Consider the following 21908-nt stretch of genomic DNA (forward strand, 5'->3'; position numbering starts at 1 on the left):
GAACCATAAACTCCCGGCAATCAAAGGTTTTCAGCAGCGGCGGGACATTATTTTTCAAAGGCAGGTTTCAGGCTGATATGGGCGATAAGCCCGGTCAGTGACAGAACCATCACCGAGCGAACTATCTGCTGATAGCGTTGCTGTTGCATAATATTTAATTCCTTATCCTCACTGACAAAATCGGCAGGCGGCGGAATAGTCACACAATGCAGTTCAGCAAAAGGCCCGAGAACTTTATCATCAGTAAAACTGTACTCGGTGCCGTCATGATTCAGGGCTTCACGCAGTGTCATAAGCCGTTCACAGTCTTCATACTCAGCGCGATTAATGACCCCCAGGCCGTAAATCAGTTTCAGGCGTACCGATAACTCCCCCAGCGGGCCATTACCCAGCAATAAAGGCCCGACCGCATACTTGACCGCATAATCATCTTTACGGAATACTTTGACCAGCAGAACATTCACGGCTTCCGACAGCATTTCAATGGCGGCGATCAGAAAACTTCTGACAGACTGCCCGCTATTCAGCCGTTCCAGCACCCGGTTTTCAAAAGCCTGCGATTGTTCCATTGGTCCCTGCATATCACCCCGGTCGTCTGATAATACCCGCAAGGGCACAGTAAGACTGTGCCCTGAATATTTATATATCAGGAATAAGGGGCCGATTATACCATAGCGTTCCGGGCCGCCACTATCGCCCTGACAAGCTCACTGTCAGCCTCCAGCCCGGAGATTTCAGCCAGGGTGGCAGCAACACCCTGTTTCTTCAGCAAACTGGCCAGCTCATACGACTGAGGATCCTGCTCACTGTGGAAGTGTAATGCCGCAGCTACCCCCGTAATCAGATGTTTCTGTGGCAGTTGATATTCGAGGGTGCCGAGTATCGGTTTAATCAGCCGGTCACCGGCACTGAGTTTGCGCAATGGCTGACGCCCTACCCGCTCCACATCATCATCCAGGCAGGGATTCTCAAACCGACCGAGAATACTGCGGATATAAGCCGCATGCTGGTCAGCATCGAAAGCATAACGACGGATCAGCACCGCGCCGCTTTCCTCCATCGCGCCCTGCACTGTCCGACGGATATGCGGATCCAGCACCGATTCGCGGATAGTTTTGTGCCCCGCCAGGTGACCAAGGTAAGCCGCGATCGCATGGCCGGTATTCAGTGTGAACAACTTTCTTTCGACAAACGCCATAAGATTGTCGGTCAGCGTCATCCCCGGAACTAACGGAAACTCGCCTTTCAGCCGGGTCTTATCGACAATCCATTCACTGAAACTTTCAGCAGTCACTGCCAGAGGATCACCGCCGGCGAGGGCAGGCAGGACAATACGGTCAACCGCAGAATCAGCAAACCCCGTATGTTGCTCAACCCATGGCTGATAATCCGCTGGCAGCGCGGCCATAACACAGGCTTTTAGCCTGGTGGTGGCCGATAACTGGTTTTCACAGGCAATAATATTCAATGGCCGGTGATTGCCATTCTCCTTACGACGCATAAGCCCCGTAGCCAGGGTTGCGGCAACAGCACCGAGAACCTGAGCACCGACGGCGGTGGTAATCAGATCCGCTGAAGCAATTAAATCCATGATTGCTTCGCTGGTACTGTTGACCGCCCTGACCCCCGTGACAACAGAGAGTTGCGGTTTCTCGCCGGCGATTTGCACCGGATATTCTCCGCGGCGGTTCAGTTCATCCACCACCCGCTGATTAATATCGGCAAAAATCAGTTCTGCCCCCGCTTCTGCCAGCAATTTCCCGATAAAACCACAGCCAATATTACCGGCACCAAAGTGTAATGCTTTCATAGTACGTCCTTTTACAGTCACAATCAGAATCAGCAGCAGATTGCGCAGCCGTATCCCTGCCACGCCGCTGCGCCTTGCATGGATATCAGGTTTCAGCTGGCGGGCTTATCCGCCAGCAGTGCCAGAACTTCCGGCACACTTTGGGTGGTAGCCAGCCGGGTGATGATGTGTTCGTCATCCAGAGCTGTCGCCAGCCGGGAGACCACCTGAATGTGTTCGTCATTACGCGCAGCAATACCGATCACCAGCCGCGCGATATCCTGCGGCTGGTCACCGAAGTGCACCCCGTCAGGGTACTGGCAGAACACTATCCCGGTTTTCAGCACACGATCTTTGGCGGCTACTGTGCCGTGTGGCACCGCAATCGATTCTCCGAGGTAGGTTGACGCCAGGGTTTCCCGTTCCAGCATGGCTGCCACATATTCCGGCCGGACATAGCCTCTTTTCACCAGTTGTTCACCGGCAAAACAGATAGCCTGTTGTTTAGTCTCAGCGTAATTGCCCAGCAGCACATCACCGGCAGATAGCCGGAAAGAGGGCCCCGGATGTTGTCCGCCACTGTTGTCAGCGACCCGGCTTAGCGGCTCAGCCTGCGGGCTGACCAGCTGCAAACGGACAGCCAGATCCTGATACAGATCGCTGTCAAGGAAACGGGTCAGAGAAATATGCCGGGCCTGAGGTGCCTGGCGCATCGCCCGTTCAGTCAGTTCACGGTGGGTAATGACCAGGTCCGCATCCTCCGGCAGGCTATTGATTGCAGCATGGGAGACAGAAATATGCGTCAGACCGGCATCAGTGATTTTTTTACGCAACATCCCGGCCCCCATCGCACTGGATCCCATCCCTGCATCGCAGGCGACGATGATCTGGCGAACATGCCGGAGATCATCCGGCAGCGATATCTCTGCTGAGACCTGCTGGCCAGTTTTCATGGCCCGCACGCGACGGGAAGCGGCATCCATATCCTGCTCTCTGACTTTCCCTGTTTTCAGCAGGATGACGGCAATAATAAAAGACACCAGAAATGCTGTGATAATGGCGGCAATATTGGCAAAGTAAGCGCCTTTAGGCGTCATTGCCAGTACCGCCAATACCGAGCCAGGCGAGGCCGGAGAAACCAGCCCTCCGTCCAGCAACGCCAGGCTAAATACACCACTTACCCCGCCACAGATCACCGCAAGGATCAGCCGCGGATTCATCAGTACATATGGGAAATAAATCTCGTGGATCCCCCCGAAAAAGTGGATGATGGCTGCGCCTCCGGCAGACTGCCTGGCATTTCCGCGGCCAGACAGCATATAGGCCAGTAACACTCCCAGTCCGGGACCGGGGTTGGCTTCAATCAGAAAGAACAGGGATTTACCGGCCTCACTGGCCTGCTGGATCCCCAGCGGGGAGAATATCCCGTGGTTAATCGCATTATTCAGAAACAGGATTTTCGCCGGTTCAACAAAGACAGAAGTAAGGGGCAGCAGACTATTCTGCACCATCAGATTAACCCCTGATGCAAGCAGGCGAGACAGCCCCTCAGCCAGTGGCCCGATGGCCAGGAAGGCCAGAATAGCCAGTAACATACCGATAATTCCGGCGGAGAAATTATTGACCAGCATCTCAAAACCGCTTTTAATTTTATCGTCCGTATAACGGTCAAAGATTTTGATTATCCGGCCGCCCAGCGGACCCGCGATCATCGCCCCGAGGAACATTGGCATATCCGCCCCGGCGATAACGCCCATCGTGGTAATCGCCCCGACCACCCCGCCACGCTCTCCCCCGACAAGACGACCGCCGGTATAACCAATTAATAAAGGCAGCAGATAGGTAATCATCGGCGAAACAAGTTTCGCCAGGGTCTGACTGGGTAACCAGCCGCTGGGAATAAACAGCGCGGTAATCATCCCCCAGGCGATAAAGGCACCGATATTTGGCATTACCATATTGCTTAAAAAGCGGCCAAAGCTTTGTATTTTTATTCTGATAGCTGATGAAAACATATAAATATTCCTTATAAATATGCACCAACACATAAAAAGGCACGGGAATGTACTGTCCTGCAGATATCAGCATGACATCTCCGGGAGTGATCACTCTGGCGGACTCTATCACGCAGATCTGGCGGCGCATATTCGGGTTAAATAATGTGATATGTATCACCATAAAGCGCCGTGAAGAGGGGGTGAATTAGTGATATGAATCACATTAAAAGATAATATTGCAGAGCAATATGCGGATTATTTTTACAAAATCCTGTTTTTATGTGATTTAAATCACATTTTCTTCTTATTTATTTTATTTTGATTTGTGATCTGATTAACAATTTATTTTTAGCCATCATGCGCCGCTTCACATTTTTATTCTGGCCAGTCAGCAGCCTGTATCCGCCGCGGAAATGTAAGGGTGTATGATTATTCAGACCGGATACTCCGGTTAATTTAAATCAGAAAAAATAATCGATTTACTGATTAGTCTTGTCTGCCGTGGCACTTTTGTCAGAGTCCGGCAGCACTGGCCGTTCCGGCTGCGATCTGAATCACAGAAAACCGCCGGCGGCCGCGGGCAGAAAACCACTCAGGACCTCCGGTAACCGCTCTGCCACGCATATTGCCACTCAGCTATTTTTATTCCCGCCGCCTGCAAAAAATCGCCAGGATATTCTGACCGGTAAAGGAATATCCGGCTCAGGGGCGCTGCGGTGCCCCGGGGATTCCCTCGTATAACACAATATAAAACAGCAGGTTAATCATGGATAAACATAAAATTCTCAGGCACATCCCCTGGGCGGTGTTAGGGGTCATTGGTGCGTTTTGCCTTGCTGTGGTGGCATTACGGCGCGGTGAACATGTCAGTGCTATGTGGCTGGTGGTCGCCTCCGTTTCGGTCTATCTGGTGGCATACCGCTATTACAGTCTGTATATCGCGCAAAAAGTGATGCAGCTGGATCCTTCCCGCGCCACCCCTGCCGTGATGAACAATGACGGCCTTAATTATGTTCCGACCAACCGCTATGTCTTATTTGGTCACCATTTTGCGGCTATCGCCGGGGCCGGCCCGCTGGTCGGGCCGGTTCTGGCTGCACAAATGGGCTATTTACCCGGCACTCTGTGGCTGCTGGCCGGTGTGGTACTGGCCGGTGCGGTACAGGACTTTATGGTGTTGTTTATCTCTTCGCGCCGTAATGGCGCATCCCTCGGCGAGATGATCAAACAGGAAATGGGGCCGGTGCCGGGTACCATCGCTCTGTTTGGCTGTTTTCTGATTATGATCATTATCCTCGCTGTACTGGCGCTGATTGTGGTTAAAGCACTGGCCGAAAGCCCGTGGGGAGTATTTACCGTCTGTGCCACCGTGCCGATAGCGCTGCTGATGGGCGTATATATGCGCTATATCCGCCCCGGCCGGGTACTGGAAGTCTCGGTCATCGGGCTGGTATTACTGGTGCTGTCTATCTGGTTTGGCGGTGTCATTGCCAGTGACCCTTACTGGGGACCGGCACTGACATTTAAAGACACCACTATTACCTATGCACTGATTGGTTATGCTTTTATCTCCGCTCTGTTACCTGTCTGGCTGATCCTCGCCCCGCGTGACTATCTGGCAACCTTCCTGAAAATCGGGGTGATTGTCGGTCTGGCGATCGGGATCGTGATCCTGAATCCGGATCTGAAAATGCCGGCGATAACTCCGTTTATCGACGGCAGCGGCCCGTTATGGAAAGGCGCTCTGTTTCCGTTCCTGTTTATTACTATTGCCTGTGGTGCGGTTTCCGGTTTCCATGCACTGATAGCTTCCGGCACCACACCAAAATTACTGGCTAACGAAAAAGATGCCCGGCTGATCGGTTACGGTGCCATGCTGATGGAATCGTTTGTCGCGGTCATGGCACTGGTTGCTGCCTCAATTATCGAACCGGGTCTCTATTTCGCCATGAACACTCCGCCGGCAGGGCTGGGCTTTACCATGCCTAATCTGCATCAGCTGGGGGGAGAAAATGCGCCACTGATTATGGCACAACTGAAAGACGTGACAGCACAGGCCGCCGCCACAGTCAGTTCCTGGGGATTTGTGATTTCACCGGAGCAAATCCTGCAAACGGCCAAAGATATTGGTGAGCCTTCGGTGCTTAACCGCGCCGGGGGAGCGCCTACCCTGGCGGTAGGTATTGCCGATGTATTCCACAAGATTATGCCACTGGCCGATATGGGCTTCTGGTATCACTTCGGGATCCTGTTTGAAGCCCTGTTTATCCTGACAGCACTGGATGCAGGCACCCGATCCGGACGCTTTATGTTGCAGGATCTGCTGGGTAATTTTGTACCTTTCCTGAAAAATACCCGCTCCCTGCCCGCAGGAATAGTGGGTACTGCCGGCTGTGTCGGACTGTGGGGTTATCTGCTGTATCAGGGGGTTGTGGATCCGCTGGGTGGCGTGAAAAGCCTGTGGCCACTGTTCGGTATTTCGAACCAGATGCTGGCGGCCGTCGCCCTGATGCTGGGTACTGTGATCCTGATTAAAATGAAACGTACCCGTTATATCTGGGTAACCACCATCCCCGCAGTCTGGCTGCTGATCTGCACCACATGGGCTTTAAGTATGAAACTGTTCAGCGCTAATCCGCAACTGGAAGGATTTTTTTATATGGCACGGGAATACCAGGCGCGGATAAATGACGGCAGTGCACTGAGTGCTGCTCAGATAGCGAATATGCAACAGATCGTACTGAATAATTACACCAATGCCGGCCTGAGTATTCTGTTCCTGCTGGTGGTGTACAGCATTATGTTCTACGGGGTGAAAATCTGGCGTCAGGCGGCGAAAAACCCTCAACGCAGCGATAAAGAAACCCCTTATGTTCCCGTCCCGGAAGGGGGGGTGAAAACCTCCTCCGGCCATTAAGCGACCGAAGGCCCGCCGTAATATGCGGGCCATTATTATCAGGAGACACGATGTTTGGTAAAGCAGGCTCTGCATCAAAATATCTGGGGCAGGCGGCAAGAATGCTGGTAGGTGTCCCGGATTATGACAACTATGTTGAACATATGCGCAACCGTCACCCTGATTTGCCGGCGATGAGTTATGAAGAATTTTTTCGTGAACGTCAGCAGGCAAGGTATGGCGGAGACGGTAAAGGCGGCATGCGTTGCTGTTAACCAGGGAGAGTCTATGACACCGGTAAAAGTGACTTTACTGAGCGGTTTTCTCGGGGCAGGAAAAACGACCCTGCTGAAGACTATTTTGCAGACAGACCACGGCCACCGAATTGCCGTCATAGAAAACGAGTTTGCTGACACCGGCATTGATCAGCAGATTATCGGGGATCGTGCCAGCCGGATCACTACCCTGGCCAACGGCTGTATTTGCTGTGACCGTTCGGGTGAACTGGAAAATGCCCTGCTTGATCTGCTCGCTGCCCGCACGGCAGGATCGATCAGTTTCGATCGACTGATTATTGAGTCTACCGGGATGGCGGAGGCCTGTCATCTTGACGGGGTTATTACCCTGGTGGATGCCGTTCACGCAAACCAGCAACTGGATAACTGTCAGGTTGCACAAGCCCAGATCGGTTATGCGGATCGCATTCTGCTGACAAAAACCGATCTTGTTGCAGACTGTGAAGCCCTGACAGAACGTTTACAGCGTATCAATGCCCGTGCCCCGATACAGCGGGTGTTGCACGGTGATACGGATATTGACAGTTTGTTTGATCTGCGGGGATTTATGCTGGAACACAGGGAGATTCGGCCGGCCTTAGCGTTCCGTTTTATGCCACAACACCGCGACAGGGTCAGCTCTCTGACCCTTCAGCTGGATTTTCCGGTCGATCTCCAAACCCTGTCAGGCGTTATGGAATCCCTGTTACTGCAATATGCCGATAATCTGTTGCGCTACAAAGGGATGTTATGGGTCAGCGGAGAGCCATGCCGCTTACTGTTTCAGGGGGTACAGCGCCTGTATAGCTTTGGCCATGACCGGCCATGGCAAGCGGATGAAACGCCCTGCAGCCAGCTGATTTTTATTGGTACTGACCTGCCCGAACAGCTGCTGACTCAGACATTTGAAGCTCTGCGGCCGGAACTATAGGCCGAGAGTTTCTTTCAGACGTTTCAGATAACGGCGGCTGACCGGCACTGTCTGACCGCCCTTCATCTTCAGTTCTCCCTGACCGTTCTCTCCCATACGGATCTCCTGTAACTGATCCATATTGATCAGATGCTGGCGATGGCAACGCAGCAGCGCAGTACGCTGCTCAAGGGTACGCAGTGTCAGCCCGGTCACCCCCTGTTTGCCCTCACGGCTGGTCACCAGCACCCCGCCAATCCGGCTGCTGACACAGGCCACGTCCTCCATCGCCAGCAGGTAAATCCGGTTCTGTCCGTTACAGGGGATATATTTCAGCGCTGACTGCAATCCGGGCAGCCGGGCCAGATCCTGCGGATCACTGGCCTGTCGCAGGCGCATCAGGCACTTTGTCAGCCTGGCCGGTTCGACCGGTTTCAGCAGATAGTCAAAGGCGGCTTCATCAAAAGCCTGTAATGCATATTCATCAAAAGCCGTCAGAAATACGATATGTGGCCGGTGTTGCGGGTCGAGCATACCGGCCATTTCCAGGCCAGTGATACGCGGCATCTGGATATCCAGGAACACCACCTGCGGGCGCAGGCGGTTAATGGCCGCCATCCCTTCAATGGCATTTGCAGCCTCACCGGCAATATCAATATCACTGTGCTGCTGCAACAGCAGCCGGAGATTTTCCCGGGCCAGTGGTTCATCATCGACAATCAATACTTTCATATCTCCTGCACCTCCGGCGGTAAACGGATAATTACCCGTGTGTAATTGTCAGTGTCATAGTCGACACACAGCCCGCAGCCATTGCCAAACCGCGCCCGCAGACGGCGGTCCACCAGCCCCATGCCCATGCCCTGCGATTTACCTGTCGGCGAGACAAATAGCCCGGCATTATCCTGTACCGAAATTTCCAGATACTCAGCTGACTGGCAGGCGGTGATGGTAACTTCTCCGGTCCCCGGCAGCTGGGACGTACCATGTTTGATGGCATTTTCTACCAGAGGTTGCAGGGTAAACGCCGGTAAACGATGATGACACAATGCTTCAGGGACCCGTAAATTCACCTTTAGCCGTGACTGAAAACGGGCCTGCTCAATCTGCAGGTAGGCATTTACGTGTTCCAGCTCATCGCCAAGAGTCGCGACTTCGGAACTGCGCTTAAGATTTTTACGGAAGAACGTCGACAAATACTGCACCAGCACCCCGGCACGCTGCCGGTCATTACGGATCACAGCCTGCAGAGTATTCAGTGCATTAAACAGAAAATGCGGATTCACCTGGGCATGCAGCAGTTTAATCTCAGCCTGTGCCAGCAGGGCTTTTTGTCGTTCATACTGACCGGCAAGGATCTGCGCTGACAGTAACCGGGCAATACCTTCGCCCAGTGTCCGGTTGATAGAACTGAATAAGCGGTTTTTCGCTTCGTATAACTTGATGGTGCCAATCACCTGCTGGTTTTCACCATACAAAGGGATCACCAGAGTTGAGCCCAGTTTGCACTGCGGATTCACGGAGCAGCAATACGGCAGTTCGTTACCGTCCGCATAGACCACTTCCCCCGTTTCAATGGCACGCCGGGTATAGTGAGAAGAGACCGGTTTCCCGGCGATATGATGATCATCACCGATCCCCGTAAAAGCCAGCAATTCCCGGCAGTCAGTAATCGCTACCGCCCCGATATCCAGTTGCTGATGCAGCACCCGTGCGACTTTTAGACTGTTTTCGCGGTTGAATCCCTGGCGCAATATGCCCTCAGTTTCTGCAGCCACCCGCAAGGCGGTAGCCGAAAAGGCAGAGGTATAGCGTTCAAACATTGCCCGTTTATCCAGCAGGATACGCATAAACAGCGCAGCACCGACCGTATTGGTAATAATCATCGGGGCGGCAATATGGCTCACCAGTTGCAGTGCTTCCGAAAAAGGCCGGGCAATTAACAGAATAATCAGCATTTGCAGAGCTTCCGCCAGCAGAGTCAGAGCCCCTGCCGTCAGCGGACTAAACAGTTTATCTGCCCGTCCGCGCCGGACCAGAATCCGGTGTAGCCCTCCCCCCAGTAAGCCTTCTGCCAGAGTGGACAGCATACAACTCAGGGCGGTCATCCCGCCAAGAGAATAACGGTGCAGACCGCCGGTCAGCCCCACCAGCCCGCCAACAACCGGCCCGCCGAGTAAGCCCCCCATTACCGCCCCAATGGCACGGGTATTAGCAATCGAGTCATCGATATTTAATCCGAAATAGCTGCCGAGAATGCAGAAAAAAGAAAAGGTGATATAACACAATAACTTATGAGGAAGTCTGACCGTCACCTGCAGTAACGGAATAAACAGCCGTGTTTTACTCATCAGCCAGGCGATTACCAGAAATACACACATCTGTTGCAGTAACTGTATAACTAACCGGAATTCATGCATACGGGATGCCCCGGGGGAGTGACAAAACCGCAGAATATCCTGTCCTGGCAGGAATTTCTTTGAATCAGCGCCGGAAACCGCTCACGGAAAAATATCCGTCATTCAGCCTCTGGTTCCGGTGATATATAGTTGAAAGACGACGACCGTTTCCAGTCACCGGTCATGTTATCCAGCCTGAACTCATCCGGGAGAAACTATATTATTCGCTGCTGCAGATTTAGTCTCTGTTTCCGCCTTTGCAGATAACGGGCAAGGCGGTAATCCTGCCGGTGTCTGAACTGGCATACAATTCCCCGCGCAACATGAAATGCAGCGTATTGCCGCTGAGGCCGGTTTTTCGGAAACCGTGTTTGCGATTCCGGTGCAGGGAGAGCCTGCCGGGGTCTGGCGGGTCCGTTATTTTTCTCCGGAAACCGAAGTGCCTTTCTGTGACCATGCCACCATTGCCACCACCGCGGTGCTGGTGCAACGCTTTGGTGCGGGGGAATATCAGTTTCAGTTAAATCAGGCCACCCTTCAGGTGTCGGCTGAACCCGACGCACAGGGCAACTGGCAGGCCGCTTACCCGCAGCCAGCCGGTCTAATCAGGATCGGCTACCGGCATCATGAGCCGGATATGCGTATCCCTCCGGCGTTGATCCATGGCGGAGCCGACCATCTGGTGCTGGCATTAAAAGAGCGCTCATCTCTGGCGGCAATGCGTTATTTTCAGCCCGCAGGCCGTGAACTGATGCGGCGCAACGGCTGGGTGACTATCCTGCTGGTCTGCGGGGAAGATGCACAGAAATTTTATACCCGTCACCCGTTTGCCTATGGCGATGTTTACGAAGATCCGGCTACCGGTGCAGCTTCGGCAGCATTTGCCGGTTATCTGCGCGACCTGCAGTGGTCACATAACGGCGCGATAGAAATTGTGCAGGGCGAAGATATGGGGATGCGCTCACGCATTTTTGCCGGAATCAGCGATCTGACAGGCAGTCCGATTGCCATATCAGGACAGGTGCGGCAACTTATGTAAATTGCCTTAACGATAACCTCATGAGAGTATCTGCGAAGCATTATAACGCTGTTTCCGTCCCGCCCTGCGGGCGGGATATTGGTTGTTATTCCCCCTGACGCTTCAGAAAGGATATTTCATGCCAGTCTGCTCCAAATGTCATCAGCACATGACTAATGATTACTGTTCTTCCTGTGCCGAAAAAGCCCGTGAAGCCGACAGACATCATAATCACGGCAATAACGCCGCGACTCCGGTAACCGGTGACCCGCGCCCGGAGAATAACCGGCCCCCGTTGCCTGCCGGTGACGCGGCTGGCGGAACACCGGTAAAAACCACCCCGCTGCCGCTGGATAATTTCGCCGCAAAATTTATTTATGCCCGCTGGGTACCTCTGGCACTGATGGCGTTACTGGCCTTTGAAATTGTCGCCAGCCTGAAGTTTTTACAGAGTTATCAGCACTATTATGGTTATGGCATTTTTACTCTGCCCTTTCCGCTGCTCTATGCCCCGCTGGTCATACTGCTGTTTATTAACCTGCTGATGATGTTCAGATTCCGCGAATTTCATCAGCAAAAAAGTACCCGCCGTGGTCACCCGACTTTTTGTCTGTTTGTCTTCTTCTGGTTCTGGTATATGCGCACCATCGGCCTGACCGTCGGTTTCTGGTTACTTCGCCATTTCTAACGTCTTTGCCGGTGGTATTCCCTGCTCTCCGCCAGCAATACCACTGGCCGGCTCTCTCTCCTTCGCCCCATGACAGTGCCCCCTGTAGCCGGCCTGCACCTTCAGGGTGCACAGCACCTCCCACGGGCGGTTCTCCGTCAGTCGGGTATCCTGCGGTTAAACAATAAGAATATTTTATAGTTAATCGCAAAAAGTGACTGGCACAGATATTGCTTTCTTATTTTACCGGTTGTTAAAAGGGACAATAATGAAAATCGCAATCTGGCAGGCACAAAGCAGTTACTGTGATTATGCGGCTAACCTGGCACGGCTGGCGGCGGCACTTCAACAGGCTAAATCACAACAGGCTGAATTACTGATCACACCTGAAATGTTTATGTCAGGTTATGTATTACAGCAGCATCTCCTTGCCATGGCAGATAGCTTCCCGCTGACAGAATTACTGGCCCTGGCCAGAGAGCGGCAAATGGCAATGATTGTTACCGGCCCGCTGGCAGAAGCAGGGCAGATTTTTAATGCCAGTTATTTTATCTCGGCACAGGGGGAGTTGCAGTGCGTATACCGGAAAACCCATCTGTTTGGTGAGCTGGATAAACGTCAGTTCAGCCCCGGCAATCAGCCGGTATGTATCACCCGCTATAAGGATCTGAATATTGCGCTACTGATCTGCTATGACGTTGAATTTCCTGAAACCGTCCGGGCTGCGGCCCGCGCCGGTGCCCATCTGGTGGCCGTCGCCACCGCGCAGATGAAGCCCTTCGATTTTGTTAACCGCCACCTGATTGCCACCCGTAGCTGGGAAAACCAGCTGTATATGGCCTATGTCAATCAAACCGGCCGTGAACAACACCTTGAATACGTCGGATTAAGCCTGGTCACTTCTCCTGACGGGGAGGTGCTTTGCCAGGCCAGCGAATCTGAAGAACAGTTGTTATATGCAGAAATTGATCCGTCACAGGTCACTGAGGCTCAGAAACAGAATCCGTACCTGAGTGATTTGCGGACAGACATACTATGAATAGTGTAATAATAAGTGCGAGGAATTCCGTATGACTGAGGCTAAAACACGTCAGAAAACCGCCAGACTGAGCGGAAACCTGGGCGTTGGCAGTATTGTATTTATGGTGATTGCCGCCGCCGCCCCGCTCACGGTGATCGGCGGTAATGTTCCGCTGGCGATCGGCATTGGTAACGGAGTCGGTGCACCGTTCGGTTTTCTTATTGCGTCGTTAATCTTGCTGGTGTTCGCCGTCGGGTTTGTCGCCATGACTCCCCATGTCAAAGAAGCCGGTGCCTTCTACTCTTATATCAGTCAGGGGCTGGGACTACGTGCAGGGATGGGTTCAGCCTATCTGGCGCTGGTCACCTATACGGCGATCCAGGCGGGTGTCTACGGTTATATGGGCTGGGCGGTGAATGATTTGGTGGTTCATTACGGGGGAACCGCGCATCCGTGGTGGATGTACTCGGTGCTGGCTATCGCGGCAGTCGCCATTCTCGGGTACCGCCATATTGACCTGAGTTCCAGAATTCTCGGTATCGCGTTAGTTCTGGAAATTGGCGTGGTGCTGATCATGAACTTTTCAATTCTGTCTGAAGGCGGTGCCCAGGGAGTCAGCCTGGTATCCTTTGAACCAAAAACAGCGTTTACTCACGGACTGGGAATGTCGGTATTATTCGCTCTGACCGGGTTTATCGGTTTTGAATCCACCGCTATCTTCCGTGATGAGTCACGTAACCCGGAGAAGACGATTCCCCGCGCGACCTATCTGGCAGTCATTATTATCGGTGTGTTTTATACTTTTTCAGCCTGGGCGCTGATTACCGGGGCCGGTTATACCCGCTCGGTGGCAGTGGCTAATGACACCTTAAACGGTACCGGCAATATGCTGCTGGATATTGCCCGTCAGTATAACGGTGCCCTGATGAGTAATGTGATCCAGGTATTACTGATCAGCAGTATTTTCGCCTGTGTGCTGAGTTTCCATAATGTGTTATCCCGCTATCAGTACGTATTAGCCGGTCAGGGGTTTATGCCAAAATTTTTGTCGGCGGTGCACGGTGAGCATAAGTCACCCTGTAATGCCTCACTGGCTCAGTCGGCCACCGCCCTGTTGCTGATCACAGTGTGCGCAGCCTGTAAACTGCAGCCGCTGACCCAGGTGTTTGGTTATATGGCCGCCGTATCGACGGTCGGTATTGTACTGCTGATGCTGCTGACCAGTGTGGCTGTGGTGGCATTTTTCAAAAAGAATACAGCACTGGCCGCCGGCAAACACTGGCGTACCCGCATTATTCCGGCGATATCCGTGCTGGCACTGTCTGTATCACTGATTATGGTGTTATCTAACTTCACCACCCTGACCGGCGGCAGTATGTTTATCAGTACATTACTGGCGATTATCCCGGTTGCAGCCCTGGTGACTGGCTATTCGGTGATTAATAAACGTCAGATTCTGGTCGCCAGTACTAACACCTGACCCTGCCAGCACCGCCTGATGTACAACTGACACAGCCAGCACCACGCTGGCTGTGTCATATCCCCGCGTCTTAACCTTCCGATCCCCCCACCGCACACGACAAATAACCTGCAGTCCGGCCCCCTCAGAGAAAAACATCGTTAATTATTCATTTTTTTTGAATGACATCAGCAGAATGATTAGATTTCGTTCAGTCAGCAGTCAGCGTAATCTTCTGTTTATCGGGACAACATCCCACTGTATAAACAAGATTACCCTGAGGAACACACCATGAAAGCTATCAAAAATATTGTTGCTGTTATTGCCTTTTCTGTTATCTCCGGCGCAGCCTTTGCTCAGACCATTACTGCCACAGCCTCCACTCTGGATGGTGCAGAAGCAAAAATTGCGGCACAGGCCAGCGCAGAAGGTGCCCGTTACAATATTACCGAAGCGTCTGCCGGTAACCGGATACATATGACCGCAGAGCTGAAAAAATAATCAGTGACGGGGGCTGCTAAAAGGCCGCCCGTAACGGCGGCCGGGGAACAAAAAACTGAACAGATCGCCGATCAGCGGTGCGTTTTTTCGAACGCTTTAAAACCGTCTTCAATGGTCGGGATAATGTCTGCAATTTCAAAGTACGGGGTGGTAATTAATTCAGAATCACGCAATCTTTCGATGGAAAAATAAAAAGACTGCATATCTTCGGCCTGGAACATTGCCACATCCGTACAACGGGTAGTAAACGCCTCCGCATCAAACATTCTTAAACTCACCTTACCGTCACTCAGTACATCGGCCAGTACCTTATCCGCAATACGGTTTCTCTCGCTGCGGGCCAGCCGCAGCCATGCAGGGGTGGTTTTTAACAGCACAAAAACAGTGATCATTATCGCCTCAGATATTCAGTATTTTTCACAGATTATCATCACGTTATTACAACCTTAGCAGCACGAGGGTGCATTTTTGTAACCGTTAATGTCACCGTCTGATAGCCCCGTCACTTATTTCCGGCCCCGGTGGCGGTCACAACAATATCAGCCGGTGACCGGTGGCCGGGCGCAGCAACAGCACTGTCAGAAACGCTTCGCTGGCCGGAGCATAAATAAAAGATAAAAAAACCTTGCTAATTTTTTACCGCTATGGATTAATAGCGCCATCGGTTTGTAAAACAGACCTTATGAAAGCAGTTTTAGTAAAGCAGTCTTCAGTTCAGGTGTTATCTACAGATACCCTCCTTTGCGAGTCTCCTCCTAAGTGCCCAATAAGTAACTCTCGAATAACAGGCCATCATCGCCGCAGTTAGTGGCTCATCAATTAAGGAAGTATCTATGTCTGACAAAATGACTGGTTTAGTAAAATGGTTTAACTCTGATAAAGGTTTTGGCTTTATCACCCCGAACGACGGTACCAAAGATGTGTTCGTACACTTCTCTGCTATCCAGAGCGACAGCTACAAAACTCTTGATGAAGGCCAGAAAGTTTCCTTCACCATTGAAAACGGCGCGAAAGGCCCGGCAGCAGGTAACGTTACCCCGCTGTAAGCCGCGCTGATTATCAGTGATGTTTACAATAGCGATGACGGTAAAGACCTGAGCAGATAAACCCGCTGATAGTAAAAGAAACCCGCCCCGTGCGGGTTTTTTATTGCCTGAAATTTATCCGCAAGGGCCGCCGGATATCTGCCGGGTTGTAGCGCGGTCTGGCCCCGCTTCACCCGTATATGACAGAGGCAACAGCCTGATGGCTGACTGCAGGGATCATATTCATTTCGGGGCAATGACAGACTGGTAATGCCGGCAGCGCGTGTAACCATGCCCGCCAGTAGGATACGGCAGAGAAAACCCGACATACGGTTCAGGGTAGTCCGGGGTTTCTTCCGCCAGCACTATCGGGTCGCGGCTAACCGTCCGGCATTCATCATCACAGAACGATCACACATATGGTCGATAACATCAGGATCATGGCTGACCAGTACCATTGTCAGTTGATTTTCCTGTCTGAGATCATTCAGTAAATTAAGTATTTCAGCCTGTACCGACATATCCAGCGCCGAAGTGGGTTCATCGAGCAGTAAGATTTTCGGCTGCAGTAACAGGGCACGGACAATCGCCACCCGCTGACGCTGCCCGCCGGATAACTGATGGGGATAACGGTCAATCAGGCTGGTATCCAGACCGGCCTGCCGGAACCCGTGCATAATCCGATCATCAATAGCATCCAGTTTCAGCCGTTTGAGAGGTTCCGCGAGCGTCCGCCGCAGCCGGTGACGCGGATGCAAAGAGGCGTAAGGATCCTGAAATACCATCTGTACATCACGGCGTAACTGGCCGGTAAATTCTTCGCCCGCCCGTACGGCCGTGCCTGCCAGAGTCATTTGCCCTTGCCAGTGGGGATTAAGACCAGCCATAACCCAGAGCAGGGATGATTTTCCGCAACCGGAAGGTCCGACCAGACCGAAACACTCCCCCGCGCCAATACTGAGGCTGGCGTCTGTCACTACCTGCCGCAGCTGATACCCGTCAGGATGAAATACACTGACCCCGTTCAGCCGGATAACACTCATGATAATACCTCCAGTGCGGCACGATCTAATGTAGGTAAACGCTTACCTTTGGTTGTCAGCCCGGGGCGACAGGCCCACAGAGTACGGGTATAAGGATGGCTGGCATGGGCTAACTCTGCCGCAGGCAGTGTATCGAGCAGCTGTCCCTGATACATCACCATCACCCTCTGACAATGGTCTGCCACCTGTTGCAAATCGTGACTGATCAGCAGCAGCCCCATATTACGCCGGGAAACCAGTTCACGGATCAGGGCCAGCACCTGATCTCGCATCCGGTGATCGAGGGCAGAGGTGGGTTCATCCGCAATCAGAAATTGCGGATCGGTGATCAGGGCTATAGCCAGCATAATACGCTGCCCCATCCCGCCCGAAAGCTGATTCGGGTAGCGTTTCATCAGTTGTTGCGGGTTTGGCAGCCCGACAGCATCCAGCATAGCGGTCACTTTTTCTCTGCGCTGACGACGGTTCAGAGAACCGTGTAATATCAGGGGTTCTTCCACTTGCCAGCCAATCGTCTGTGCCGGATTCAGGGCGTATTTCGGGTCCTGCATCACCATAGATAGCTGGCTGCCGCGCAACCGGCTCCAGTCACCGGCCGACAGGTGCAATGCATCCTGCCCTGCGATTGTCAGTTGACGGGCATCCGCTTTAAGCCCTGCCGCCAGTAATCCCATCAGGCTGCGTGCCGTCAGTGACTTTCCGGATCCGGACTCTCCCACCAGCGCGACACGCTCTTTGCCTAAGCAGAAAGAGAGGTTGTTCACCAGCGGCCGCCCTTCCGGCAACACAATAGATAAGTGATCGGCAATAATGAAGGGTGTCGGTTCAGTTGTCATGTCGGCTATCCAGTCGGTCTCGCAGACCGTCCCCGATAAAATTAAAGGTCAGGCTGGCCAGCAAAATAGCGCCGCCCGGCGCTGCGGCTACCCACCACTGATCAAAAATCACTTTGCCGCCTTCTGCGACCATTGAGCCCCATTCTGCCGCAGGGGGGCGAACCCCCATTCCCAGAAAACCGAGTCCGGCGGCAGACAAAATAATCCCGCCGAGGCTGAGGGCGGCACGCACTACCGCCCCCGGTAAACAGAGCGGTAAAATATGGCCGAGCAGTAACGGCAAACCGCGTATTCCCTGCATCCTGGCGGCAGCAAGGTAATCACTGCGCCGCAAGCGCTGTGTTTCGGCACGGGCCTGACGGGCAAACGGTGGCCAGCTGGTCAGGGCGAGAGCCAGTGCGCCGTTCAGTAACCCCGGGCCAAGTACCGCCACCATCGCCAGGGCGATGACCAGACTTGGCAGTGATAAAAAGATATCGGTGATACGCATCAGGATCTTTTCAGCCCAGCCTCCCGCATAACCGGCCACCATGCCGACAGCCATTCCGGCCGGGACAGTTAACAGCAGGATAAAAATAATTAATACCAGCGTCGGACGTGTTCCGTAAATCACACGGGAAAGCAGGTCCCGACCGAAGCTGTCAGTACCAAACCAGTGGAGTGCTGACGGCGGCAGCAAGCGTCCGGCCATCTGCTGGGCATCAGGGTCAAACGGAGCGATCCACGGTGCAAAGATCGCCGTCACTACCAGCAGAGTTAATAATCCGCAGCCGGTCACCAGTAAAAAAGGAATTTTCCGCCGCGACGGGGTTGCAGATAAGCGGTGAGATAAATCAGTCATCGTGTTGCGGGATCCGTGAGCCAGACTAATGCATCAGTCAGTGCATTGATCAGAATAAAACAGGTACCTATCACTAAGGTTGTCCCAAGGATCGCCGGGAAATCAGAAGCAAACAGCGCATTAGTCAGATAGCGTCCCATGCCCGGCCATGAGAATACACTCTCTGTTAATACAGATCCTTCCAGTAAGGAAACGTAAGAGAGCATAATGACCGTGATTAATGTTCCGCGGGTATTCGGCAGCAGGTGATGCCAGATAATACGCCAGCGGCCCGCCCCTTTGGCCAGTGCCAGGGTGACATATTCTTTATTATTTTCTTCTAATAATGCGGCACGTAACAGGCGTGTCACTGACGCGGTGGATAATAACCCGAGGATCGCCACCGGCAGCCACAAGTGGGCCAATGCATTGATAAACATTTCACGATCACCGGATAACCAGCTGTCGAGCAGGACAATGCCCGTTTTCGGTTCCAGCGTATAAGTATACAGGTCATCCAGCTGACCGGGCCCGGCTGACCAGTGTAATACGGCATAAAATAGCAGTAAGCCCAGTAAACCGAACCAGAAGACAGGCACCGAGTATCCCAGCAGAGAAATAATCCGTGCCAGGTGGTCAAGCCAGCTTTTCGGACGCCATACAGAGAGCAACGCCAGACCAATTCCGCACACCGACCCGACAATCAGCGCACAGGTCGCCAGAGAAAATGTCGCCGGAAAGGTGCGCAGTAAATCACTGAGGACTGGCTGACCAGTGCTCTGTGAAATGCCCAGATTTCCCCCGGCCAGCTGCCGCAGATACTCGAGGAACTGCACAGGCAGTGACTGGTCCAGTCCCAGCTGATGCCTGATCTGCCCATAGGTCGATGCACTCGCATGGTCGCCCGCCAGCTGTAATACGGGATCGACCGGTGAAAGATGAGACAGCGTGAAGGTAAACGCCAGTAATCCGAGCAGTGTTACCACCAGTGATAACAGATTACCGGCGAGGCGCTGTATCAGCCGCCTCAGCCCCGCAGCGCGACTCGGGGGTTGCGCTGTGGTCACCATTACTTTGTCACCCGGTTGTAGTACACCATGTCCGGGTTCATTCCCTGCTGATAACCTTTCAGATTATTACGCAGGGCAATTAGCTGACGCGCCTGTAAGCCGATCACATAAGGTGAGTTTTTCAGTACCTGACGTTGTAGCTTCTGATACATCGCCGCGCGCTGCTGGTTGTCACTCAGCGCCACTGCCTGCCGGGTTTCAGCCGTCAGTTCAGGAATATCCCAGCCGGCACGTTCAGCCAGGGTGCTGCTGCCATCCTGCGGGTTTGATGCAAATGCTGCCGCATTACTGTTCGGATCGAAGTAATCAGGGCCCCATGAGGTCACGGTTGCATCGAATTTATGGCTGGAAATTTTCGAGGTGATTTCACTGCTGATCCCCGGGATAAGGGTGACTTTCACCCCCCCTTTGGCAAAACTGGCCTGTAATGCCTGGGCAATATCCAGATAAGGTGGCTGATTATTCACAATCAGGTTAAAGCTGATATTTTTCAGCCCGGCTTTTGCCAGAATCGCTTTCGCCTTTTCCGGATCATAGCTGTACGGGTTGTCTTTTAATGCCCCCAGATAACCATCCGGTAAGAATGTCTGATGAACCGAGAACTGGCCACGTAGCAGATCATCCGCAATACCTTTATAGTCAAAAAGATAACGGGATGCTTCGAGGAACGCAGGATTACTCAGCACCGGAGAGGCTTTGAGGTTAAATAACAGGTAGTAGAGTGAGGCAATCGGCACTGCTACTGGCTTGACTGAAGGCTGGTGTTGTAATGCACTGAACTGGTCACTGCCCAGGTTACGGGCAATATCCGCATCCCCCTGTTCAACCAGCAGCACCCGGGTAGCAACTTCCGGAACGTTTTTGATCAGTACATTCTTCAGCTCAGGTGGCCCTGCCGGAGAGTCAGGATTGGCAGTCATTAACAGTACTTCATGGGGAATATAGCGGCGGATCTGATAAGGGCCGCTGCCGGCAGAATGGGTATTCAGCCATTGATGACCAAAATCCCCCGCGGTCTGATGACTGTCCGCTAATTTTTCATCGACCACTGATGCCACCGGTGCCGAAAGCAGGCTCAGGACAAAGGACGGGCTGACATCCGCCGTCCAGTGGATAGTGACCTGATTATCACTGACTTTTGTCAGCTGGCTGTCGATATTCTTTGCATTCCAGCCTAGCTGAGTAAGGATAAACGACGGTTCCAGATTTAATTTCACCACCCGTGACAGAGAGAACATGACGTCCTCCGGACGGACAGGATTACCACTGGCAAACCTGGCACCGTCACGCAACGTGAAAGTCAGGCTACGATTATCGGCACCCGCTTTCCAGGAAGATGCCAGCGTCGGACGTAAATCAACAGGATTTTCCGGGTCCGATTGCAACAGGCGCTGATACAGGCTGTTAAAGGATTGCACGGTAGAAAGTTCAAACCCCTGAGCAGGGTCGAAGCTGATGGCATCATCCAGCGACTGGGCAACCACCAGCGTATCGGGAGGTGTTGCACTGAAAGCGGCCATTGAGGTTGCCATCATCGCCAGTGCGAGGACGGTTAACGTTTTTTTCATCTGATTTCCTTGCTGAGCACTGACCGTACGCCTGACCGGAAACCCGGTGTCCCGCGGCAGGATGTCAGTTGTTATTCTTTATTGTTATATATAAAGGGTTACTTATCACTCCAGTAATCTATCGGATTTTTTCCACCCCTGCCAGTCCCGGATAACAGAAAATCCGTCGCCGGAAACAGCGGGGTAACAAGGCTGTCGGTACGCACGGATACTGAGCCGATACTGCGGCCTGGTTGAATAAATCAAACGCCGGACGGATATTTCTGTAGCAGAGCGGGTTTTCAAACGTACCTGTTTTCGTCAGTTTATTCAGCGCAAACACCGTGACCAGAGGTTATGGTAAGCAGAACAGTTTTAGCTCCGGACACTTTCTGAGGTTTCCGTTTTTTCATTTCCCGTACTTCATTCAGTGTTCTGAACAGATAAAAATCCAGTATTTCAGTCCGGTATGTCCGGTAAGTGTCAAGGTAGTTGTCACCCCCGGTTAATTTAAGCCGCCTGTTTTTCCCGTTCCGGGTTCAACGTTACCGGACCTTCAGGCTGCCAGTTTCTCGTTTTACCTGACCACCGTTCAGGATGTATTTTCTGTGCCTGACGGTACAGTTCATCCCGTT

At 52.7% G+C, this 21908-nt stretch carries 20 protein-coding genes; 9 read left to right on the top strand and 11 right to left on the bottom strand.

Annotated elements, in window-relative coordinates; translation table 11 throughout:
* Nucleotides 1–47: 47 nt before the first annotated feature.
* The 3 genes from JK198_RS11095 to JK198_RS11105 form a co-directional block, all read right to left on the bottom strand.
* Nucleotides 48–581: an MltR family transcriptional regulator gene (locus JK198_RS11095; RefSeq protein ID WP_212708630.1), complete on the bottom strand. Its 534-nt coding sequence runs from the start codon at nt 579–581 to the stop codon at nt 48–50.
* 83 nt (nt 582–664) lie between these two features.
* Nucleotides 665–1810, bottom strand: coding sequence for a mannitol-1-phosphate 5-dehydrogenase (locus tag JK198_RS11100; RefSeq protein ID WP_212708631.1), 1146 nt, complete (start codon nt 1808–1810; stop codon nt 665–667).
* A gap of 92 nt (nt 1811–1902) precedes the next feature.
* Entirely contained in the window at nt 1903–3804 is a 1902-nt protein-coding gene (locus tag JK198_RS11105) for a PTS mannitol transporter subunit IICBA (protein WP_212708632.1), read from the bottom strand.
* A 748-nt stretch (nt 3805–4552) separates the two neighbouring features.
* On the opposite strand from JK198_RS11105, the gene JK198_RS11110 reads away from it, so the two are divergent.
* Genes JK198_RS11110 through yjiA form a run of 3 tightly spaced genes read left to right on the top strand, consistent with a single transcriptional unit; the run spans nt 4553 to nt 7888 of the window.
* Entirely contained in the window at nt 4553–6703 is a 2151-nt protein-coding gene (locus JK198_RS11110) for a carbon starvation CstA family protein (protein ID WP_212708633.1), read from the top strand.
* Between the two features lie 50 nt (nt 6704–6753).
* Nucleotides 6754–6957 (top strand): YbdD/YjiX family protein, encoded by a 204-nt coding sequence (locus JK198_RS11115; RefSeq protein ID WP_212708634.1) that lies wholly within the window; start codon nt 6754–6756, stop codon nt 6955–6957.
* A 13-nt stretch (nt 6958–6970) separates the two neighbouring features.
* Nucleotides 6971–7888 (top strand): GTPase, encoded by a 918-nt coding sequence (yjiA, locus tag JK198_RS11120; protein WP_212710665.1) that lies wholly within the window; start codon nt 6971–6973, stop codon nt 7886–7888.
* On the opposite strand, the gene btsR is transcribed toward yjiA, so the two are convergent.
* Both btsR and JK198_RS11130 read right to left on the bottom strand, forming a co-directional pair.
* Complete coding sequence (gene btsR / locus JK198_RS11125; RefSeq protein WP_212708636.1) at nt 7883–8599, bottom strand: two-component system response regulator BtsR; 717 nt, start codon at nt 8597–8599, stop codon at nt 7883–7885. The two genes, yjiA and btsR, sit on opposite strands and share 6 nt — an antisense overlap.
* Nucleotides 8596–10287, bottom strand: coding sequence for a sensor histidine kinase (locus JK198_RS11130; RefSeq protein WP_212710664.1), 1692 nt, complete (start codon nt 10285–10287; stop codon nt 8596–8598). The genes btsR and JK198_RS11130 overlap by 4 nt, the downstream gene beginning before the upstream one ends.
* A gap of 307 nt (nt 10288–10594) precedes the next feature.
* Between JK198_RS11130 and JK198_RS11135 the strand changes: the two genes are divergently transcribed.
* The 5 genes from JK198_RS11135 to JK198_RS11155 all read left to right on the top strand — a co-directional run bounded on the left by JK198_RS11135 (nt 10595) and on the right by JK198_RS11155 (nt 14932).
* Nucleotides 10595–11305, top strand: a complete 711-nt coding sequence (locus JK198_RS11135; RefSeq protein WP_212710663.1) for a PhzF family phenazine biosynthesis isomerase — start codon at nt 10595–10597, stop codon at nt 11303–11305.
* A gap of 118 nt (nt 11306–11423) precedes the next feature.
* Entirely contained in the window at nt 11424–11972 is a 549-nt protein-coding gene (locus tag JK198_RS11140; protein WP_212708639.1) for a hypothetical protein, read from the top strand.
* A 247-nt stretch (nt 11973–12219) separates the two neighbouring features.
* Complete coding sequence (locus tag JK198_RS11145; RefSeq protein ID WP_212710662.1) at nt 12220–12990, top strand: nitrilase-related carbon-nitrogen hydrolase; 771 nt, start codon at nt 12220–12222, stop codon at nt 12988–12990.
* 31 nt (nt 12991–13021) lie between these two features.
* A complete protein-coding gene (locus tag JK198_RS11150) occupies nt 13022–14452 on the top strand; it encodes an APC family permease (protein WP_212708641.1) in 1431 nt (476 codons plus the stop codon).
* Nucleotides 14453–14722: 270 nt separating this feature from the next.
* Nucleotides 14723–14932 (top strand): YdgH/BhsA/McbA-like domain containing protein, encoded by a 210-nt coding sequence (locus JK198_RS11155; protein ID WP_212708642.1) that lies wholly within the window; start codon nt 14723–14725, stop codon nt 14930–14932.
* Nucleotides 14933–15003: 71 nt separating this feature from the next.
* Here the strand turns inward: JK198_RS11155 and JK198_RS11160 are convergent, their stop codons facing one another.
* A complete protein-coding gene (locus JK198_RS11160; protein ID WP_212708643.1) occupies nt 15004–15324 on the bottom strand; it encodes a darcynin family protein in 321 nt (106 codons plus the stop codon).
* Between the two features lie 441 nt (nt 15325–15765).
* On the opposite strand from JK198_RS11160, the gene cspA reads away from it, so the two are divergent.
* Entirely contained in the window at nt 15766–15978 is a 213-nt protein-coding gene (gene cspA, locus JK198_RS11165) for an RNA chaperone/antiterminator CspA (RefSeq protein ID WP_212708644.1), read from the top strand.
* A gap of 344 nt (nt 15979–16322) precedes the next feature.
* Here the strand turns inward: cspA and JK198_RS11170 are convergent, their stop codons facing one another.
* The 5 genes from JK198_RS11170 to JK198_RS11190 are packed head-to-tail and all read right to left on the bottom strand — an operon-like array spanning nt 16323 to nt 21294.
* On the bottom strand, nt 16323–17000 hold the full coding sequence (locus JK198_RS11170) for an ATP-binding cassette domain-containing protein (protein WP_212710661.1): 678 nt from the start codon (nt 16998–17000) through the stop codon (nt 16323–16325).
* The gene (locus tag JK198_RS11175) at nt 16997–17836 is read right to left on the bottom strand and encodes an ABC transporter ATP-binding protein (RefSeq protein ID WP_212708646.1); all 840 of its coding nucleotides are present in this window, start codon (nt 17834–17836) and stop codon (nt 16997–16999) included. The genes JK198_RS11170 and JK198_RS11175 overlap by 4 nt, the downstream gene beginning before the upstream one ends.
* Entirely contained in the window at nt 17826–18677 is an 852-nt protein-coding gene (locus tag JK198_RS11180) for an ABC transporter permease (protein ID WP_212708647.1), read from the bottom strand. Before JK198_RS11180 ends, JK198_RS11175 begins: the two co-directional genes overlap by 11 nt.
* Entirely contained in the window at nt 18674–19726 is a 1053-nt protein-coding gene (locus JK198_RS11185; RefSeq protein WP_212710660.1) for an ABC transporter permease, read from the bottom strand. The genes JK198_RS11180 and JK198_RS11185 overlap by 4 nt, the downstream gene beginning before the upstream one ends.
* Nucleotides 19726–21294 carry an ABC transporter substrate-binding protein gene (locus JK198_RS11190; protein ID WP_212708649.1) on the bottom strand — a complete coding sequence of 523 codons (1569 nt, stop codon included), beginning with the start codon at nt 21292–21294 and terminating at the stop codon, nt 19726–19728. The genes JK198_RS11185 and JK198_RS11190 overlap by 1 nt, the downstream gene beginning before the upstream one ends.
* Nucleotides 21295–21908: the final 614 nt, after the last annotated feature.

It is taken from the genome of Tatumella sp. JGM91 (genome assembly GCF_018257575.1).
Classification (GTDB): domain Bacteria; phylum Pseudomonadota; class Gammaproteobacteria; order Enterobacterales; family Enterobacteriaceae; genus Tatumella; species Tatumella punctata.

What these genes read in the sequence shown, in the direction of transcription:
- JK198_RS11105 (WP_212708632.1), bottom strand. Translation starts at nt 3,804, where the DNA reads ATGTTTTCATCAGCTATCAGAATAAAAATACAAAGCTTTGGCCGCTTT.
- JK198_RS11180 (WP_212708647.1), bottom strand. Translation starts at nt 18,677, where the DNA reads ATGACTGATTTATCTCACCGCTTATCTGCAACCCCGTCGCGGCGGAAA.
- cspA (WP_212708644.1), top strand. Translation starts at nt 15,766, where the DNA reads ATGTCTGACAAAATGACTGGTTTAGTAAAATGGTTTAACTCTGATAAA.
- JK198_RS11110 (WP_212708633.1), top strand. Translation starts at nt 4,553, where the DNA reads ATGGATAAACATAAAATTCTCAGGCACATCCCCTGGGCGGTGTTAGGG.
- JK198_RS11100 (WP_212708631.1), bottom strand. Translation starts at nt 1,810, where the DNA reads ATGAAAGCATTACACTTTGGTGCCGGTAATATTGGCTGTGGTTTTATC.
- JK198_RS11150 (WP_212708641.1), top strand. Translation starts at nt 13,022, where the DNA reads ATGACTGAGGCTAAAACACGTCAGAAAACCGCCAGACTGAGCGGAAAC.
- JK198_RS11115 (WP_212708634.1), top strand. Translation starts at nt 6,754, where the DNA reads ATGTTTGGTAAAGCAGGCTCTGCATCAAAATATCTGGGGCAGGCGGCA.
- JK198_RS11130 (WP_212710664.1), bottom strand. Translation starts at nt 10,287, where the DNA reads ATGCATGAATTCCGGTTAGTTATACAGTTACTGCAACAGATGTGTGTA.
- JK198_RS11145 (WP_212710662.1), top strand. Translation starts at nt 12,220, where the DNA reads ATGAAAATCGCAATCTGGCAGGCACAAAGCAGTTACTGTGATTATGCG.
- JK198_RS11140 (WP_212708639.1), top strand. Translation starts at nt 11,424, where the DNA reads ATGCCAGTCTGCTCCAAATGTCATCAGCACATGACTAATGATTACTGT.
- JK198_RS11190 (WP_212708649.1), bottom strand. Translation starts at nt 21,294, where the DNA reads ATGAAAAAAACGTTAACCGTCCTCGCACTGGCGATGATGGCAACCTCA.
- JK198_RS11155 (WP_212708642.1), top strand. Translation starts at nt 14,723, where the DNA reads ATGAAAGCTATCAAAAATATTGTTGCTGTTATTGCCTTTTCTGTTATC.
- JK198_RS11135 (WP_212710663.1), top strand. Translation starts at nt 10,595, where the DNA reads ATGCAGCGTATTGCCGCTGAGGCCGGTTTTTCGGAAACCGTGTTTGCG.
- btsR (WP_212708636.1), bottom strand. Translation starts at nt 8,599, where the DNA reads ATGAAAGTATTGATTGTCGATGATGAACCACTGGCCCGGGAAAATCTC.
- JK198_RS11160 (WP_212708643.1), bottom strand. Translation starts at nt 15,324, where the DNA reads ATGATCACTGTTTTTGTGCTGTTAAAAACCACCCCTGCATGGCTGCGG.
- JK198_RS11170 (WP_212710661.1), bottom strand. Translation starts at nt 17,000, where the DNA reads ATGAGTGTTATCCGGCTGAACGGGGTCAGTGTATTTCATCCTGACGGG.
- JK198_RS11095 (WP_212708630.1), bottom strand. Translation starts at nt 581, where the DNA reads ATGCAGGGACCAATGGAACAATCGCAGGCTTTTGAAAACCGGGTGCTG.
- JK198_RS11175 (WP_212708646.1), bottom strand. Translation starts at nt 17,836, where the DNA reads ATGACAACTGAACCGACACCCTTCATTATTGCCGATCACTTATCTATT.
- JK198_RS11185 (WP_212710660.1), bottom strand. Translation starts at nt 19,726, where the DNA reads ATGGTGACCACAGCGCAACCCCCGAGTCGCGCTGCGGGGCTGAGGCGG.
- yjiA (WP_212710665.1), top strand. Translation starts at nt 6,971, where the DNA reads ATGACACCGGTAAAAGTGACTTTACTGAGCGGTTTTCTCGGGGCAGGA.